This window comes from Corallococcus silvisoli (assembly GCF_009909145.1).
In the GTDB taxonomy this organism is placed as follows: Bacteria; Myxococcota; Myxococcia; order Myxococcales; family Myxococcaceae; genus Corallococcus; species Corallococcus silvisoli.
The window spans coordinates 1-17,790 of the sequence record NZ_JAAAPJ010000006.1; the positions used below are offsets into that span (position 1 = coordinate 1).

Consider the following 17,790-nt stretch of genomic DNA (forward strand, 5'->3'; position numbering starts at 1 on the left):
GAGAGTAGGTCGCTGCCGGATTCTTTTTGAAAGCCCCTGGTGCCTCATGGCGCCAGGGGCTTTGTCTTTGCGGGCTTCGGATCGCTGGCCCGTGAGCGCTCGTCCTTGCGCCGTGCTGCACTGACTTTGCGCCGCGGCACTCCGGGACAGGCACATGTCCGTGCTGTTTGATCGTGTGATGCGCAAGCTCCTCGGCGGAGTGTGGTCGACGCTGGTGAGTACATCCCCAATCACATGCAACTTCGCGCGACGGGCGCCTCGGCGGAGGCGAGGAGATCCGGCCGTCACAACGCGGTCTATCCTCCTGACACGACCCGCAGGGGCTTGGGCCCTTCGCGCGGGGGCTTCGTCGCGCCGGGCAATTCCAGCACGTGGGCTCCTTCCGCTTCGAAGTGCTCGCGCAGCCACGGGTGGCAGGTGAAGGCGATCACCTGGTGATGCTCCGCCAGGCGGGCGAAGAGGTGCACCGCGCCTCGAGCTCTTTCCGAGTCGAAGTTCACCAGCACGTCGTCCGCGATGAGCGGCAGCGCGCCTCGGGTCTCTCCGAAGTCACGGATGACGGCCAGTCGGAATGCCAGGAACAGCTGCTCGCGCGTGCCCCGTGACAACTGCTCCGCGCTCCAGTCGCGCGCGCCGTCACTCACCCGGAGTTCCCTCGCATCTCCCGCCGGAATGAACACCCGGCGGTACCGCCCCGCTGTCAGCTCCGAGAACAGCTCGCTCGCCAACTGAATGACCCGCGGCTGCTGCTCCTCCTCGAACCGCCGCCGCGCCCGCCCTAGCAACGCCAGCGTCAGCCGGTCCGCCGCGTAGCGTGTCGCCAGCTCCGCCGCTCTTGCTCGCAGGGTTTCCTCCTGGATGCGCAGCCGGAACACCCGGTCATCCGTCTCCCACTGCGACAGCTGCGTCTTCAGGCTGCCCTGCTCCGTGAGCACCGCCTTGTGACGCTCTCCTTCCGCCCGGTAGCGCTCGCGCAGTGTGGCGAGCCGCTCCTTCAACCCCGTCTCTCCTCCCGCCGCGTGCACCTGCTCGCGCGCCGCGTTCTCCTCCAGGCCTGTCAGTGCCTGCACCCGCTGGCAGTGCTCGCGCACCCGGCCTCCCAGCTCCGCGTACCTGCGCGCCTGGACCGCGCGGCGCCGGAACGACGCCTCATCCTGGCAGCCCCCTTCCGCGAGCAGCGCTTCCCACGTCTGTTCCTCGTCCAGGGCCAGCTGCTCCAGCCGCGCCTTCTCCGCCAGCAGCTCTCCGCGCTGCCCGTCCAGGTGCCGTTGATCCGCCGCCCTCGTGCGCACTTCCTCGAGTGCCAGCGACACCCGCGCGGCCACAGTCTCAACCGACCCCGGCGGTAGCCCCGCCACCCGTGCCTCCGCCAACAGCCGCGACGTCGTGGCGCTACATGCGGCCTCCGCTACCGCGAACTCCTCCTCGTCCGTGCGCAGGTCCAGCAGCCGTTGACGCAGCGCCGCGGCATCGCGCCACAGCGTCAACGCCGACGCCGCCGACAGCGCCTCAGGGAACCGCCGCGCCACCAGGAACGCCACCCACTCCTCTCTCAGGACGCCCTCCCGCTGATCCGCTCGCAGCCGGGCCTCCTCCACGCGCTGCTCCTCTCGCACCGCTACGTCCCAGGCCGTGCGCAGCGTGTCCTCCTCGCGCAGGAGCAGGTCGCGGCGCTCCGCCTGTGTCAGCAGCTCCGCCAGCAGGGACTCATGTTCGGCCAGGTCCGCCAGCGACGCGCCCGGAGACAGCCCCGCCGCGCCAGACGCATGCAGGAGCTCCCGCTGAAGAAGCTCCTCGCGCGCGGACATCGCCGCCTGTGCCGCGCGGAAGCGCTCCTCCTCCTGTTGCCTCCAGCGGTGCCGCGCCGCCTGGACCTCCAGGCTGGCCCTCCTGTCCGTCTCCACTCGGTGACGCACGAGCAGCAACAGCCCCACGAGCAACATCCCTCCGACCGCGCACAGCACTCCCATCGACCATCCCGACAACCCCATCGCCAAGGCCGCGCACCCCAGCGCCACCCCCGCCGCCGCCACCACCCACGACAGCGGCAACGGCGAGTGCATCGGTACCGTCTCCGTCGGGGCTCGCCCGCTGTCGAGCTGACGGCGTTGCTCCAAGCGCTGCTCCGCCAGCCGGTCCAGGTCCCCTCGCACCACGCGCATGCGCCCCACCGCCGCCTGCCGCTGGCGCACTTGCGCGGGACGCGCCTCGGGCAGCGTCGCCACCTCCGTTCGTGTCCGCGCCAGCGCTGTCTCCAGCCGTGCTCGCTCCTCGCGCGTGCGCGCCTGCTCCGCCTCCACCTCCGTCAGGGTCGCGTCCGCCGCGTCCAGCCGGCCGGCAAGCGACTCCAGCTCGCCCCTCGCCCGCGCACCCAGGTCCAGCGCGAGCAGCCCGCCCGCGTCCACCGCGAGACCCAACTCCCCCAGCGTCTGCTCCAACTGCCGCCGCCGCGACGTGAGTGACGCCTTGCGCGCGGGCAGCGCGCGCAATTGCTCCGAATGGCCGGAGAACGTGCCCAGCGCCGCGCGCAGGGACTCGGCGCGCTCGCGCACGGGCCAGGGCTCCGCGAGTCGCCTCCTTGCCTCCTCGATGGGGGCCAGTCGCTCCTGCAGCTGTGCCTGCTGCGCCCGGTACGTCTTGCGCCGCTGAAGTACATCCTCGAGCCGCGTCTCCGCTCCTGGCGGAAAGGTGTCCAGCACTGGCAGCGTGGACAGCTCCGCCCGATCTCGCGCGAGCACCACCAGGTCCCCCAGCGCGGACTCCAGCCTCGAGGCGTGGTCCAGTTCTCGCTCGACCTCCTTGCGCGCCACCTCCAGCGCGTGGCCCTCCTCGATGCACTCCGAAAGCCGGTCGCGCGTGGAGAAGTAGAGCGCGGGTCGATCTCCCGCCTCGCGCAGCGCCTGCTGCACGTCCTCCAACTCCTTCATCACCCGGTTCAGCTCCGGCTTCTGCCCGCGCGGCGCGTACAGCCCCTCCGCGCCCTTGCGCAGCCGCTCCACCGCCTCTGGCAGCCGCCGCGCGCCCTGCATGCCCGCGGCGAACAGCGCCTCCGATACGCCTCGCTGCTGCGCGAGCCTCTGGAAGGAGGACAGCTCGTCCAGCCGGAAGGCGAACACCTCGAAGAACAGCTCGCGCGGCACGTCCGCCAGCGCCTGGTCCAGCAGGGTCTCCGGCAGGGGCTGTCCCTCCGGTGTCCGGACCGTCAGCGTGCCCTCCGATGCGCGCTTCCCTCCGTGGCGGTGGACCACCAGCGGACCCGACGCCGTGTCCAGCCACACCTCGCCGCCAAAGAGCGCGCCATCGGGTTCGTAGCGCTCCGGATGGCCTCGCTTCTCGAAGCCGAACAGCACGCCCCGCAGGAAGGCCAGCAGCGTGCTCTTGCCTGCCTCATTGGGCCCGTACAGCAGCGTCAGCCCGGGCCCCGGTGTCCCCGAATAGCCCCGGAAGTGGCCGAAGCCGTCCACTTGGAAGCGGCTGATGCGCAGCCCCGGCTTCATGACGCCTCCTCGTGGAGCTGCTCCACGCCCCGCTGCCCCGCCTGCGTCACCAGCTCCGGTCGGGGCGCCTCCAGCGCGTCCACACCCAGCCGCTTGAGTCGCTGCCCCAGCGTCGTCAGGTCCTCTTCGTCCCACAGCGCCGCGAGCGCCTCGCCGTCCTGCGCCAGCGCCTGCGCTTCGTCCAACAGCGTGCCCATGAAGCCGCCCCCCGCGCGCACCGCCTCCAGGTCCACCTCCGGCCGACTGCCGTCCCGCAGCGACTCCAGCAACACCGGCGGGTGTGCTCGCGCCAGCCGCTCGCGCAGGTCCGCCTCCAGCTGCGCGCGGGCGCCCGGCCTCGACAGCTCGCGGTGCAGCGGCCCGCGCCCGGCCAGCGTGAGGCGCACCGCGTGCCCGTCGAAGTCCTCCGCGCACCGTGACTCCACCACCTCCGTGGCCACCGCCTGGAGCATGTCCAGCGACGCCACTCCCGACAGGGGCACGTCCAGCCGGTGCCAGCGCACCCGGTCCACCGGCACGAAGCGCCGGCGCGCGACGCCGTCCTCCACGTCCACCACCACGCAGCCGCGCTCGCCGGTCTCATGCACGTGCCGGCCCTGCGGATTGCCCGGGTACACCGCCACGCCGCCGCCCGGGAGCAGGTGCTCCGCGCGCGTATGCACGTGGCCCAGCGCCCAGTAGTCCAGCCCTCCCGCCGCCAGGTCCGCGGCCGTGCAGGGCGCGTAGTTCGCGTGGCCCGCGTCGCTCCCCAGGTTCGCGTGCAGCAGGCCCACGCTGAAGTGCTCGCCAGTGCGGCGGAACCTCGCGGACAGGTTCTCGCGCACCTCGACGTCCGGATAGGACACGCCCTGGACGTGGCACAGGCGCCGGCCCTCGCGCCGCACCTCCACGTCCTCCCACTCCGCCCCGAATACCTTCACCGACGCGGGCAGCCCCAGCGTCCCCGTGTCCCCGCTCAGCGGATCATGATTCCCGTGGACGATGAAGGTCTGGATGCCCGCCCGGTCCAGCCGCGACAGCTCCGCGCGCAGGGCCAGCCGCGCCCGCACGGAGCGGTCCCTCACGTCGAACAGGTCCCCGGCCAGCAGCAGGAACGTCACCCGCTCTCGCAGGCACACGTCCACGATGCGCGCGAGCGCATGGAAGGTGGATTGCTGGAAGCGCTCCAGAAGCGGGCCGTGCGTGGCCACTCCCCGAAACGGCGTGTCCAGATGCAGATCCGCGGCGTGCACGAAGGAGAAGCGCATCGTGCGGGAAAACTACCCGAGTCCCGCCCTCCACCCGACTTTCCCACCCCCCAGGGTGATGCACCGGTGGACACACCGGACACCCCGGGGTCGCACGCGCAGTCCACCCGCGGAAACCCGGTGCGTGGGCACCTCGCAGGCCCCTTGCGCTTCGCGGGAAGGCCTCGTTCCCCTCCCTGCATTCCGCACGACGCCAGGACGCGAGTGGATCGCCAACCCACCGAGGTCCTTGGACTCCGGCGCTGGCCGCGCCCCGGTACGACGGCTGCACTCGGGGGCAGGCCATGAGACCCGTCACCTCCTGGCTGTTCCTGTCGCCGTTGCCATCCTTTGTGCTCGCGGCGCTCACCGTGGCTCCGCTCGCCCACGCGGGGGCCGATGTCCCCACCGATGTCCCCTCCGGTGAGCCTCCCGCGCCGCTGGCCTTCGCGGACTTCTCCTGGCTGCCCGGCAACGCGGGCGCCAGCGAGAGGCCCCTGTCCCATGGGCCGTTCACCGGCGAGTTCCGCCTGGATACCGCGTACCACTACAGCTTCAACCGCCCCCAGGACGACACCCTCGCTGGCTCCAGCGAGGTCTTCCGCCACGGCGAGGTGCAGGTCACGCAGCTGGGGATCGGCGGTGACTTCCTCTACAAGAACGTGATGGGCCGGCTGATGACCCAGTTCGGCATGTATTCACAGACAACGCCGCGCAACGACGCGAGCCCCTCGCGCGGACAGTGGAGCCTGGACAATGCCTGCCGATACATCTCCGAGGCCTACGGCGGCTATCACTTCGACGCGCTGAAGGGCATCAACCTGCAGGCTGGCATCTTCATGAGCTACATCGGCTTGTGGAGTTACTACAACGCGGACAACTGGACCTACCAGCCGTCCTACGTGTCGTCGAACACGCCGTGGTTCTTCAACGGTGTGCGCGCCCAGATTTTCGTGAGCGACACCCTGAAGATCGAACCGTGGCTCGTCAATGGCTGGCAGTCGTATGGCCGCTTCAACGAGGGCTACGGCGTGGGCGGGCAGCTGCTGTGGCGCCCCACGGGCTGGCTGTCGGTGGTGGGCAACCAGTACTACGGCACGGACACGCTGGGGACGCCGGGCCGCAAGCGCGTGCACACGGATGACAGCGTGATGGTGAAGTACCTCGACACGCCGAACGGGTTCCTCCGCAAGGCGGCGGTGTCCCTCACGCTGGACGCGGGCTGTGAGTTTGGTGGTGGCGTGAATTGCGGCTCGCAATACTTCCTGGGGTTCATGGCCTACCACCGCATGTGGTTCCATCAAGACCGTCTGGCATTGACGGTGGGCGGCGGCGCCATCACCAACCCCGGGCGCTACCTGGTGCTGCTGCCGCCCATCAACGGGGCGACCGCGGCCTCGGGCACGCCGTACTTCACCGCGAGCCCGGGCGACCGCTACCGCGCCTGGGACTTCCAGGTGGCGGCGGATGTGATTCCCCAGCCGTTCCTCACCTTCCGCGTGGAGTTCAACCACCGCGCCGCCAACGTGCCGTACTTCTCCGGTCCGGGAGGCGTCACGCCGCCGGGTGGCAACCAGGGCGCGCCCGGGTCACTCGTGGACGGGTGGAGCCCCGACCTGGTGAAGACGGAGAACCGCCTCACCGCCGCGCTGATGGTGAAGCTGTGAGGCGCGGGCGCGGGCGGGGCATCCAGTGCCCGCCCGCGCCTCGCGTGTGTCAGGCGTCGCGGTCGTGTCCACGCCTAGTGCGTGGACTCGTTCCCAGAGGTGTCGTGGCCGCCGGAGGGGCTCGTGGTGTTGCTGGAGCCCGTGTCGCCAGAGGTGTCCATGGAGTTCGTCGGCTCCTGCATCCCGGAGCCGCCCGTGCCTCCGTCATCCATCATCCCGGAGCCGCCGGTGCCCGCGTCGTCCATCATCCCGGAGCCGCCCGTGCCGGCGTCCATCATCCCGGAGCCGCCCATGCCCTCACCGGTGGAGCCCGAGCTCGTCGAGCTCCCCGTGCTCTGACTGCTTCCGGAGCCGCCCGAGCCCTGACCCTGCTGGGGCGCCATGCTTTCCGACGAGCGGTCCCGGCTCTGACACCCGGTCAGGGCCATCGCGCCCGCCACCGCCCCCATCACCAGCCATCGCGTGTAACCCGCCATTCGCACTCCCTCCGTTGGATGTGACGAACCCAAGGCTGGGGGTGGAGGGGCGCGGGGGCATCGTCCGGGGGGCTCCAAGGGGCCCGCCCGCCGTCCCCCCCACCGACCCGGGAGGGGCTTGCTCGCAAGGCTGTTGGAGGGCGGCCGTCAGGGCTCGCGGCGCAGGACGAGCAGCGCGTACTCCAGGCCCCCGTCCAGCAGGCCCTGCTGCAGCCACAGGTGGTCGCGCCGGGACTCCATCCGCACCGCGTTGAGCGCGGCGCGCAGGCTGCGCGTGTCGGGGGCGGCGCGGGCCATGTGCTCGTGGATCAGCAGCTCCGAGCTGAGCGTCCAGAAGCCCACCGTCCTCGCGGACACGTCGTCGTGCGCCTCCAGCTCCAGGCCCGCGTCGTGCGCGGCGGCGAGGAACGCGCTCATGCTGCCCAGGTGCTTGCGCCAGGGGTCGTCGGACGGAGGCACCGCGCTGGGACGCACCCAGAAACAATCCGCCACGGCCAGCATGCCGCCGGGCCGGAGCCGGGTGTGCACCCGCCGCAGCCACTCCGCGCGGGGAAGGGCGCAGGTGTTCTCCACGGCGATGATCGCGTCGTAGCGCTCGCGCTCCCAGGGCGCCTCGCCCGTGCACAGCAGGGGCTGCACTCGGTCCGCCACGCCTGCTTCGAGCGCGAACCGGCGCACCCGCTCCACCTGCGCGGGCACGGTCACGAGCGCGGTCACGGACGCGCGGTGCTCCTGGGCCCAGTACAGCGCGCCGCCGCCCAGGATGCCGCCCATGTCCAGCACCTCGCAGCCGTCCGGGATGCGGCCCATGGCGCGCGCCAGCTCCTGGAGCAGCGCCTCCTGTGCGGCCCGGAGGCGATCGCGCAGCTCGGGGCCGGGCGCGCCAGGCGGGGGCAGCCGGTCCACCAGTCCCGTGTGGCAATGCACCCGGCGACCGGGGCCGAAGCGCTCCAGTCCGCGCGCGGCCAGGGACTCGTGATGGGCGCGCACTTCGAAGGGCGTCGGGTGTGGCGGGATGGCGGGGGCCTTGGCGTCATCCGTGTCCAGGGCGCGCGCGAGCGTGGAGGAGGACGTCGAGGAGAGAGCGCTCAGGGGCTTCATTGGTACTCCCGGGGCAACAGGATGCGGAGCAGGGCGCCGCCGCCCGGCCCGTTGTGGCGGTGGAGCAGGCCACCGCTGGCGCGCAGCAGGCATTCACTGGTGTAGAGGCCCAGCCCCGTGCCCTGGGGCTTGGTCGTGTAGAGCTCCTCCGCTGGGGCGAGGAGTCGCTCTGGGGGGAAGCCGGGGCCGTCGTCCTCGATCTCCACCTCCAGCCGTCCGCTGAGCGGTTCGGTGCGCGCACGGATGTAGACCCGGGATGCGCCCTGTTCGCCATTGCCCTCGCATGCGTTGACAACCAGGTTCTCCACCACCCGGCGCAGCATGAGGGGGCCGCCGCGAAGGAGCGCGCGTGGCCGCGGCGGCGGCTCCACGTGGATGTGGATGGCCACGTCCGGGAAGCGCAGCGACACGTGGGCCTGCACGGAGTCCAGGACGAGCCCCAGGTCCACGGCCTCCGGCTCCGCGCCGGCGAAGCGGCGGCTCTTCGCGCGCACCTCCTTCACCATCTCCTGGAGCTGCCGCAGGCTGTCCTGGAGCTGGCGGGCCTGGTCCTCGAAGCCGGTGCGCGCGACGAGGCCGCGCTGCGTGCCGAACGCCTTCATCATGTCCGCGGCGGTGCCCGCGTGGTGCAGCGCCTGGTCCATCTCCTGGTGGTGGCCGAGGATCTCCGCCATCGCCTGGGTGAGGCGGCCCACGTCGCGCTCCTGCTGCTCCAGCAGCTGCGCGTGCACGGCGGCGCGCAGGCGGTCGGCGTCCGCGCGGGCCCGGTCGTACCGCGTGGCGAGCGTGCCCAGGTACAGCTCCGCGAGCAGGGCCGCGGGGCCCACGACGACGAAGAGCACCGCGTGTCCGGTGCTGGCGGCCAGGGGCGCCGCGCAGAGCACGGCCGCGAGCGTGCCCACGACGAGGAACGGTTCGCGCCACGTCACCCGGTGGCGCCGGCCGTGCACGGCGGTGGTGCAGAGGAGCAGCACGCCGAAGACGATGGCCCCGGGAATCGCGGCGAGCGCCATGAGGCTCGCGAGGAAGAAGTGCAGGAGGGCCAGGGACTGCGCCCGCCACAGCCAGCCCCACAGGGCCACGCGTTCGCGGCGCGAGTGGACGGCCGCGAAGGCGAGCGTGTTGACGGCGCAGGGCGCGAAGCACGCGAGCGCGGGGACCAAGGGCACGGCGAAGAAGTCGCTCACGCGGGGGACGCAGGTGACGACGCCCAGGAGCGCGGTGCTCCGCAGGACGAAGCCGAGACAGGGGCCCACGCGCTCCGAGGCGAGGAGCCGGCTTGCGTCCTGGGCATGCACCCAGCGGCGGAAGGCCGTCACCCCGCGGGGAGCGGACGCGGGCGGGGACTTCATCAGGTGGCCCCGGCCGTGAGGAGAGGAAGAGGGGAGGCGCCGTGGGAGACGGACCGCGAAACGGCCGTGCGAACCCGCTCGTCAGCGGACGGCTGGATGTGTCCCCACTGCGGCCGCATGCGGCTCCACCCCCCGGTGCCAGGCACAGCCTTCCCGGGGGGAAGCAGAGAGCGACCGCGACCTTCCGGTCAAACCCGGGGGCGTGGAGACTGTTGGCCAGTCCGCCGACCCTGTCTTCCTGGCCAGGGGGTGGGCGGCCCTGCGTGATTCCACCTGTCCCGCGCGACAGCGCTTGGGCATGCGTGCGGGCCGCGATAGAGGGGCGCCCATGCGCGACAGAATCCAGGCGGTGTTGCGGCGGCTGGCCCAGTCCCCCGAGTTGGAAGTGCGGTGGCTGCACACGGTGTCACTGATGGAGTTCATCGGCGCGCGGAAGATTTCGCGCACGGTGGCGGACCGGCACCCGTCGCTGGAGGTGCTGGGGCACCTGGCGGACGAGACGCGCCACGCGTTCATCTTCAAGCGGCTGGCGTGCGAGGTCGCGGGCCGCGAGGACGTGACGGAGTTCCTGAGCATGGAAGCGGCGGCGACGTGGTTCCAGTCGCTGGACCGCCAGCTGGCGGAGTGGGCGACGCGGCTGACCGGGACGACGGACGTGTACCTGCACTACCTGCTCACCACCGCCGTGGTGGAGCGCCGCGCGATGGTGCTCTACCCGCTCTACAAGGCCGCCACGCGGCAGGCCGTGGTGCGCGAGGAGCTGGGCCGCGTCGTCGTGGAGGAGCAGTCCCACCGGCGCGCCATCGAGGACGCCTGCCAGCAGCGCCTGGCCCAGGTGGGCGCGACGCTGGAGTCCGCGCTCGCGCTGGAGGAGCCCCTGTTCGAGGCGTTCCTCTCCGTGCTGGAGAAGGACGTGGACGCGGCGCTCGCGGGCGCCCAGGCGGCCTGAGGCGTCACCCCTCGCCGGGCGGCGCGTCCTCCGCGTCGTCGCCGCCCGCTTGGGACAGCACCAGCTTCCCGCCCAGCCACGCCGCCTGGAGGTTGCGCGCCTTGCGCGCCCGCTTGCGGCTCAGCTCCACCCCCACCGCGTCCAGGCCCAGCGCGTTCGCCACCGCGAGCGCCGTGCCGTGCCCACAGAAGGGGTCCACCACCGTGCGCGTGCGCGTCTGCTCCAGGATGAAGCGGCACGCCACCAGACACGCGGACAGCCCCATGCCTCGCGTCCACGTCACCTCGCCGGCCTCCGGCAAGACGTCCGCCGTGGACTTCGCCGCGTCCGCCCTCAGCCCCCGGCTGAAGCACAGCAGGTGCGAGTACGCCGGCCTCCCGAACGTCACCGTCCCTGGCGTCCTGCGGCACACCACCTTGTGCCACAGCGTCTCGCACCCGGCCGCCTCCGCCGCCTTCGATACCAGGTAGCCCTTGTCCACCCAGGCCCCGTCCTTCTTCACGTCGGACTGGTAGAACACCGCCACCCCGTCCTCCGGCACCCGCGACAACACCTTCGCCGCCGCCCCCACGAACCACTCCTTCCACTGGGGCAGCGTGAGGGACGGGAACTCCGAGACGTCCGGCATCGACGCCACCACCGAACACCCCTCCAACACTGGCCGTGCCTCCAGCCACGCCAGCGCGTCCTCGCAGTACACCGTGCGCTTCGCTCCCGCCGTCCCGCTCCGTGCGTCCGTCATGACGCCCTGAGTCTGCCGGAAGCGCCCACCCACTCCCACCCTTCATTCCCTCCGGGCACCTACCCCACGGGGCAGCCCGCCCTTCCAGGTTTCAAGCAACCTCCGAGCAGGTGGACGACCGCGCCCTAGTCATGGCTAGCTATGCTTCCCCGTAAAGCGACGACTTCTCGCTCTTTCCCCCCGAAGAGGACCCCCATGCCCACGACGAACGCGACGGACGGAACACCCCTGCACTATCGGGTGCTCGGAGAGGGTTCGCGCGACGTGGTGCTGGTGCACGGGTGGATGGTGTCCGGCGCGGTGTGGGACGCGATGTTGGAGAAGCTGGACCTGACGGGGCTGCGGCTCATCGTCCCGGACCACCGCGGCTCCGGGAAGTCCGGGCGGCCGGCGTCGGGGTACACGCTGGCGCAGTACGCGAAGGACGTCATGGCCGTGGCGGACCACGCGGGGGCGAAGCGCTTCGCGCTGGTGGGCCACAGCATGGGCGGGCAGATCGCCAAGTGGGTGGCGGCCGACGCGCCCGAGCGCATCACCGGCCTGGTGCTGCTCAACACGGTGCCCGCGTCGGGCCTGCCGCTGCCTTCGGACGCGGCCGGGCTGTTCCGCACGTCCGCGGGGGACCGGGAGAAGCAGAGGACCATCCTGAGTCTGGCCTGCAAGGAGCTCTCCCCCGAGTCGTTGGAGCGGCTGCTCCAGGACTCCGGCGAGGTGGCGCGGGACGCCATCGAGCAGTGCTTCGATTCCTGGACGGCGGGCGGCTTCGCGGACCGGCTGTCCGCCATCACGGCGGCCACGTTGGTGGTGGCCACGGATGATCCGTTCCTGCCGCCCTCGTTCCTGAAGCAGTCGGTGGTGGCGCTCATTCGCGGCGCGCGGCTGGCGCACCTGCCGGGGCCGGGGCACTACCCCCAGGTGGAGCGTCCGACGGAGACGGCGGCGCTGGTGTCGGCCTTCCTCGCGGGCAGCTCCGCGCAGGCCTGAGGGGGACGCGCGATGGCTTGGAGTATGTCCTTTGACCACGACGCCGAGAACGACGTGGTCACGGCGAGCTTCACCGACTGCATCCTGGCATCGGATGAGGACGTGTATCGCTGGAAGCGCGAGGTGGAGGCGCAGTTCGCGAAGTTCAAGGGCCGGGTGGACCTGCTCATCAACCTGGACGGGTTGGTGGTGCGTCACACCGCGGGGCGCACCTTCGGCAAGGAGCGCCGCGAGGTGCTGGAGCGAAACACGCACCGCTCGTTCCGCTACGGCGGCGACGAGATGACGCGCATGTTCGTGACCACCAGCGGCGCCATCAACGGCGCGGCGGTGAACCACTACCCGTCGCGCGAGGCCGCCCTGGCGGCGCTGCTCGCGGAGCGTGATTCCCTGCGCAAGCGCGGCTTCATGCCCTTCCATCCGGGCGTGGGCAATAGCAAGGGCTGACGCGCTACACGCCCGCGAACCACTCGTAGCCGCGGTCCTCCCAGGTGCCTCCCGTGGCCTCTGGGAGGAAGTGCACGGTGGTGAGGTACTTCACCATCTTGTAGCCCAGCTTCACGCCCGAATAGAGGCGCAGGGGCGCGCCGTGGCCGGGCGTCAGCGGCTGGCCGTTCATGCCGTACGCGAGCACCGTCTGCGGATGCAGCGCGCTGGGCGCATCCCATGACGAATAGTAGCCCTGGTCGAACGAGCGGAACTCCACGAAGCCCGCGCGCGGGTCGGCGCCCACGGCCTGAGCCAGGTCGATGATGCGCACGCCGTGCCACGACGCCACCGCGGTCCAGCCTTCCACGCAGTGGTGGCGGATCCGGAAGTCCGTCCGGGGCAGCCGTCGCAGCTCCTCCACGGAGAAGGTGCGCGGCCGGGACACGAGCCCGCCCACCTCCAGGCGCCAGTCCGCGGGGGCCAGGGGCACGGTTTCGGAGATGAAGTACTTGGGGAAGTCGCCGGGCGGGGTGAGGCGCGCGACGGGTTCCTCGGGGGCGAGCCGGGTGGGGCTGAAGAGGCCGGTCTGGACGCGCTTGTTGAAGCGCTCCATCACGCCGAGGAAGCCCTCGCGGGGACGGCTGGAGTCACACGCGCTGGTGCCGAGCGCGGCGGCGCCCAGGAGGACGTGGCGGCGGGTGAGGATGCGCTCAGACATCGGGCTTCCTCCCTCCGGTGACCATCTCTCCGAAGGTGCGCGGGTGCAGGGCGACGAGCACCACGTGGCCCACGGTGAAGAAGGCGAGCAGCACGAGCAGCAGCAGGTGGATGGCGCGGGCGGGGTCGTAGCCGCCGAAGAGCGCGGTGAGCCATTGCAACTGCACGGGCTTGTAGAGGACGAGGCCGGACAGGACGGACAGCGCGCCCAGGACCAGGGCGCAGGTGTACGCGAGCCGCTGGAGGCCGTTGTAGAGGCCCGGCTGCGCGGGCGCGGGGCGGATCCGCAGGTAGTACGCGAGGGTGGCCACGGCGTCGCGCGCATCGCGGCGGGGGAGGAACAGGCGGCGGCGCCACTCGCCGCTGAGCGCGAGGTAGAGCACGTACACGCAGCCGTTGAGGGCCAGGAACCAGCCGAACGCGAAGTGCCAGTGCCGCGCTCCCGCGAGCCAGTCTCCCAGCCGAAGCCAGGAGGGAGGCACGGCGCCCTGGAAGGGATAGAGCGAGTAGAGGTGCCCGCGAGGCCCCATGCGCGGATACGCGGCGAGGATCTGCAAACCGCTGGCGGCGAGGATGGCCAGCAACGGCACATTGGCCCAGTGGGCGAGGCGGATGGGCCACGGTTGGGGACGACGCTGCTCGGGTGCTTGCACGCGGCGCACCCCAGCACCGGGGCGTGAAGGGAGACATGCGGCGTGAGGACGGTTGCCCGATGGAGGACGCCTGCGCGGTGACTCCGTTGTCCAACGGATGGCGGCCAGGCCCCAGGGCTGAGCGCTCCCTCATGTCGGCAAGCTGAGCGCCAGCCGCCTGCCTGGCGGTCCCGTGCGAGGTGGGGGGCGGGGCAACAGGAGAGGCCATGCTGGGGCGCAAGGTGGCCATCAACGAGGAGTTGGTGCGGGCGCTCCCCGCACGCACCTCAGAACGCGTCCGCCTGGGCGCGACGTCGCGTAGCGATGTCCTCGAAGACGTCGGCGCGGACGACCTGGGCGAAGTCGCGTCCCTCGTAGTGGAGGGTCAGCATCCGCTCGCTGCGGCCCTCGTTCAGGCCCTCGCCGCCCATCAAGTAGACGGAGGTCTCGTCCGTGCGCCACGTGGCCGTCACGAGCGCCTGGAGGCGACGGACGAAGCCGTCGGCGCGAGCGACCGCGTCCGGCGGAACGGCGACCGCGTAGCTGGGGCTGGGCTCACCGGGGCCGGGGTGCGACTGGGGGAGGGTGTCCGTGAAGAAGGCGAGTGGCCAGGACAGGTCCGTCCCCACCTTGTGCCGGTTGGCGTGGCTCGCCTCCTTGTTCAGCAGCGTCCTGTATCCGCGAGGCCGCCCGTACTTGGCCACCATCGCGTCCACCAGCACCTTGTGCTCCTGGCGGACGTCGAACGTCTCCGTGAAGCGCACCAGCACGTTCCCCAGGTGCCCCTCCGTGAAGACGAAGAGCACCATGCCTTGCAGTCCGGCCAGCTCGGTGGGCATGAAGAGGTCGCCCCGCGTCGTGGGTTGGACCTCCGGGTGCAGCGCGCGCACCTCGTCGGGCGTCATTCCCCAGCGCGTGGCCCGGAAGCCATCGCCGCCGCGATGGTTCTGGGCATACCCCGCTTGGAGCAGGGCCCGCTGCTCCGAGACCGGCGAACCGCAACCCATCAGGACCAGCAGGACCAGTAACACCGCCCCATGACGATTCATGGCGGCATCCTCATGTTTCCATGAGGCCGTGGCAACTGAGCTGTCATTCGACTGGATCAGCCAGCAGGCGTGTGTCTGCCCAAGCTTCGGTCGCTGAGCCATGAGTGCGTCAAGGCCACATTGGGCAGGGCATCAAGGCGACCGAGCGAGGCGTGCACGAGGCCGCCGGAGTTCGACGGCGACCACGAGCGGGTGACTGCCCGGATAGCGCGGTGGGCCGAGCGGTGCTGCGCCGAGCGGAAACTTCCATGGCCAGGGTCGTGCCGGGAGTGCGCTCCCGGTGGATTGGACGTCCGGGAACGACCCGATATCGTTCCCGCCTCGCCCGTCTGCCCCAAGGACACCCAGACCATGAAACGAATCCACCTGGTGCACCTGGTCGGAGCGCTGCTGCTGTCTTCGCTGGGCTGCGTGGAGGAGGAGCCCGAGTTCTCCGTCGCGCCGTCGGGCGGTGCTCGGCTGGTGGTCGAGCTGCCCCGGACGGTGGGGGCCAGCCGGGTGACGTCCACGGTGACGCACGCCTCGGGCGCCACCGAGGCGACGTCGCTGACGTTGGATCCGGAGGGGGGGCGCGCGTGGTCGGCCGTCGTGAAGCCGGAGGCCCCCGGGGAAGAGGTCGGGCTGCGCGTGGACGCCGTGGATGCCTCCGGTGAGGTCGTGGCCACGGCGCGCCTGGACGCGAAGGTGAAGCTGCCCTTGTACGGTGAGGCGCTGGTGGTCGTGGTGCCCCAGCCGGAGTCCGGCATGGCGGGCCTGTCCAACCATGCGCCGCTCATCCACGCGGTCATCGGCTCCAAGGCCCGCGTGGCGTTGGGCGAGACCGTGGCGTTTCAAGCGCAGGCCCGTGACCTGGACGGCGATGCGCTCACCTACGCCTGGAGCGCGTCCTCGGGGACGCTCGAGTGCGAGGAGGCCACGTGCACCTGGACGGCGCTCCGGCCCGCGGATGCAGGAGACGGCTCGGAGGCGCGGGACGGCGCGCTCGTGGAGGTGCGGGTCACGGATGCGCGCGGTGCCCGGTCCACGCTCCAGTTCCGCGTCGCCGTGGGCACCGTGCGAGGGGACGCGGCGTTGACGGACACGCGCTTCAACCGCTCGCCCGTGCCCGCCGCGATTGGCCAGCCCCAGCCAGTGGGCCTGAACACACAGGTCCAGGTGTCGGCGACGGCGACGGACGAGGACGGTCCCCTGGACGTGCTGACGTACGCCTGGAGCGCGACGTGCGAGGGACGCTTCGATGACCGCACCCTGGCCCTGCCCGTCTTCACCCCGACGGCGGAACCTCCGGCGTGCGCCTGTCAGTTGATGGGTGAAGTGAAGGACGGCTTCGGCGGAAGCACCGAGCAGGTCGTGCACCTGTGCGTGCGCGCGTCCGCGCCCCCGGTGGTCGAGACCGCCGTCCAGTCCGCCCCGAGCGCGATCTCAGGCGACCGCGTGCTGTTCACCGTCACGACGACGGATCCTCGGAGCGAGTCGCTGACGTACCGCTGGACGTCGAACGTGGGCGCGGTCGGCACGGCGGTGACGAGCGGCACGGGGAGCACGGTGGACTGGACGGAGGTGTCCTGCGTGCCCGCCGGGGTGACGCCCGCGGTGGAGTTGGTGGTGACGAATGCCTCGGGCGCGAGCACGCGCCAGTCCTTCCCGGTGGAGTGGCTCGGCCGTCGCTGCGGCGCGCTGGAGACGGCGTGCGCCACCACGCTGTCGCCAGGACAGGTGACGCTGCGCGAGGACTGCGTGACGCAGGGCACGGTGTTCATCCCGGATGGCCTCACGTTCAACGGGGCGGCGCACACGCTGACGGCATCGGAGGACGGGGCAGGGGACCACTACAAGGGCGCGGTGCTGCGCAACCGGGGCACGGTCGCGAATGTGCTCGACCTGACCGTGACGGCGCGGAACCTGTCGGATGTGTGCGACGCGGACGCGGACCGGCTGCGCGGCATCCTGCTGGAGGGCGCGAGCGGCACCATCGAGGGCGCCGTGGTGGAGGACCTGCACCAGGCGGGCAACGTCGGCGGGTGCCAGGAGGGCTTCGCCATCGACGTGCGCAACACCGCGCCGGGGGCCACGCCCGTGACGGTGATCATCCGGGGCAACCGGCTGACCGGCTACCAGAAGGCGGGCGTGGTGGTGCTGGGCCCGGTGGACGTGACGGTGGAGGACAACCTCATCGACGGGCTGGGCCCGACGGACCGCATCGCGCGCATCGGTATCCAGCTGGCGTATGGGGTGTCCGGGCGCGTGGTGGGCAACGCGGTGAAGGGCAATGCGTACCTGCTCGAGAGCGACTACAGCTCCGGCATCCTGGTGCTGGGCGGCTCCTACTACGGCGCGGGACGGGCGCTGTGCCACGACCTGCTCATCCAGCAGAACACGCTGACGGAGAACGATGTCGGCGTCAGCCTCTTGCAGGCGGAAGGCGACGACTTCAGCCCGCCCGCCAGCTCCCAGAACATCGCGGTGCTCGCGAACGAGCTGAGCAAGGAGGCCCTGACGAACAACTATCAGGCCGCTGTCTCCGACAATGGGACCGCGAACCTCATCAGCCGCAATCGCATCAGCGGTGATGGCTACGACCCCGCCGTGTATCCAGACAACGCCCTCGCCGTGGACGTGACGACGCAGGGGGAGGAGCGAAGGGTGGGCTTCGCCACGCCCGCGCGGACGCTGGAGGCGGGGACGTGCTCGGAGGCGCTGGTGGTGCAGGGCTGGGACCTGGTGGGCAACCTGGCCACGCTGTCGGTGCCCGCGGTGGCGCTGGCCGCGTCGGACGCGGGGGCGACCTTCCACCTGCGGCCGGATTGCTCGGATGCGCCGGTCACGGAGGTCGTCCTCAAGAACACGCAGCGCGAGGGCATCTTCTACCTCCGGGCCAGCGCGGCGGGCGTGCTGACGGTCACGGCGACGGGCGACGGCGTGAACACGACGCAGGACCAGACGGTGCGTTGATCCAGGCGCCCGCGCTC

At 71.4% G+C, this 17,790-nt stretch carries 14 protein-coding genes; 5 read left to right on the plus strand and 9 right to left on the minus strand.

Annotated features, from left to right (window positions below):
- Nucleotides 1-296: 296 nt before the first annotated feature.
- Complete coding sequence (locus GTY96_RS11570; RefSeq protein WP_161664728.1) at nt 297-3,497, minus strand: AAA family ATPase; 3,201 nt, start codon at nt 3,495-3,497, stop codon at nt 297-299.
- Nucleotides 3,494-4,744: a metallophosphoesterase family protein gene (locus GTY96_RS11575; RefSeq protein ID WP_161664729.1), complete on the minus strand. Its 1,251-nt coding sequence runs from the start codon at nt 4,742-4,744 to the stop codon at nt 3,494-3,496. The genes GTY96_RS11570 and GTY96_RS11575 overlap by 4 nt, the downstream gene beginning before the upstream one ends.
- A gap of 284 nt (nt 4,745-5,028) precedes the next feature.
- Here GTY96_RS11575 and GTY96_RS11580 point away from each other — a divergent pair, with 284 nt between their 5' ends.
- A complete protein-coding gene (locus GTY96_RS11580) occupies nt 5,029-6,390 on the plus strand; it encodes an outer membrane beta-barrel protein (protein ID WP_161664730.1) in 1,362 nt (453 codons plus the stop codon).
- Between the two features lie 74 nt (nt 6,391-6,464).
- Here the strand turns inward: GTY96_RS11580 and GTY96_RS11585 are convergent, their stop codons facing one another.
- The 3 genes from GTY96_RS11585 to GTY96_RS11595 all read right to left on the minus strand — a co-directional run bounded on the left by GTY96_RS11585 (nt 6,465) and on the right by GTY96_RS11595 (nt 9,319).
- Nucleotides 6,465-6,866: a hypothetical protein gene (locus tag GTY96_RS11585; RefSeq protein ID WP_186002101.1), complete on the minus strand. Its 402-nt coding sequence runs from the start codon at nt 6,864-6,866 to the stop codon at nt 6,465-6,467.
- Between the two features lie 147 nt (nt 6,867-7,013).
- Nucleotides 7,014-7,967, minus strand: coding sequence for an SAM-dependent methyltransferase (locus GTY96_RS11590; protein ID WP_235685554.1), 954 nt, complete (start codon nt 7,965-7,967; stop codon nt 7,014-7,016).
- Nucleotides 7,964-9,319: a sensor histidine kinase gene (locus GTY96_RS11595; RefSeq protein ID WP_161664731.1), complete on the minus strand. Its 1,356-nt coding sequence runs from the start codon at nt 9,317-9,319 to the stop codon at nt 7,964-7,966. The genes GTY96_RS11590 and GTY96_RS11595 overlap by 4 nt, the downstream gene beginning before the upstream one ends.
- A gap of 328 nt (nt 9,320-9,647) precedes the next feature.
- On the opposite strand from GTY96_RS11595, the gene GTY96_RS11600 reads away from it, so the two are divergent.
- The gene (locus GTY96_RS11600) at nt 9,648-10,268 is read left to right on the plus strand and encodes a hypothetical protein (protein WP_161664732.1); all 621 of its coding nucleotides are present in this window, start codon (nt 9,648-9,650) and stop codon (nt 10,266-10,268) included.
- A gap of 4 nt (nt 10,269-10,272) precedes the next feature.
- On the opposite strand, the gene GTY96_RS11605 is transcribed toward GTY96_RS11600, so the two are convergent.
- Nucleotides 10,273-11,010 (minus strand): class I SAM-dependent methyltransferase, encoded by a 738-nt coding sequence (locus GTY96_RS11605; protein ID WP_143906574.1) that lies wholly within the window; start codon nt 11,008-11,010, stop codon nt 10,273-10,275.
- Nucleotides 11,011-11,205: 195 nt separating this feature from the next.
- Between GTY96_RS11605 and GTY96_RS11610 the strand changes: the two genes are divergently transcribed.
- Both GTY96_RS11610 and GTY96_RS11615 read left to right on the plus strand, forming a co-directional pair.
- The gene (locus GTY96_RS11610) at nt 11,206-11,994 is read left to right on the plus strand and encodes an alpha/beta fold hydrolase (RefSeq protein ID WP_143906572.1); all 789 of its coding nucleotides are present in this window, start codon (nt 11,206-11,208) and stop codon (nt 11,992-11,994) included.
- A 24-nt stretch (nt 11,995-12,018) separates the two neighbouring features.
- Entirely contained in the window at nt 12,019-12,441 is a 423-nt protein-coding gene (locus tag GTY96_RS11615) for a hypothetical protein (protein ID WP_235685555.1), read from the plus strand.
- 4 nt (nt 12,442-12,445) lie between these two features.
- Here the strand turns inward: GTY96_RS11615 and GTY96_RS11620 are convergent, their stop codons facing one another.
- The 3 genes from GTY96_RS11620 to GTY96_RS11630 form a co-directional block, all read right to left on the minus strand.
- Nucleotides 12,446-13,141 (minus strand): molybdopterin-dependent oxidoreductase, encoded by a 696-nt coding sequence (locus tag GTY96_RS11620; protein WP_161664733.1) that lies wholly within the window; start codon nt 13,139-13,141, stop codon nt 12,446-12,448.
- Nucleotides 13,134-13,793: a cytochrome b/b6 domain-containing protein gene (locus tag GTY96_RS11625; RefSeq protein WP_161664734.1), complete on the minus strand. Its 660-nt coding sequence runs from the start codon at nt 13,791-13,793 to the stop codon at nt 13,134-13,136. The genes GTY96_RS11620 and GTY96_RS11625 overlap by 8 nt, the downstream gene beginning before the upstream one ends.
- A gap of 266 nt (nt 13,794-14,059) precedes the next feature.
- Complete coding sequence (locus tag GTY96_RS11630; RefSeq protein ID WP_143906564.1) at nt 14,060-14,821, minus strand: hypothetical protein; 762 nt, start codon at nt 14,819-14,821, stop codon at nt 14,060-14,062.
- Nucleotides 14,822-15,172: 351 nt separating this feature from the next.
- Between GTY96_RS11630 and GTY96_RS11635 the strand changes: the two genes are divergently transcribed.
- A complete protein-coding gene (locus GTY96_RS11635) occupies nt 15,173-17,773 on the plus strand; it encodes a right-handed parallel beta-helix repeat-containing protein (protein WP_161664735.1) in 2,601 nt (866 codons plus the stop codon).
- The last annotated feature ends 17 nt before the right edge of the window (nt 17,774-17,790 follow it).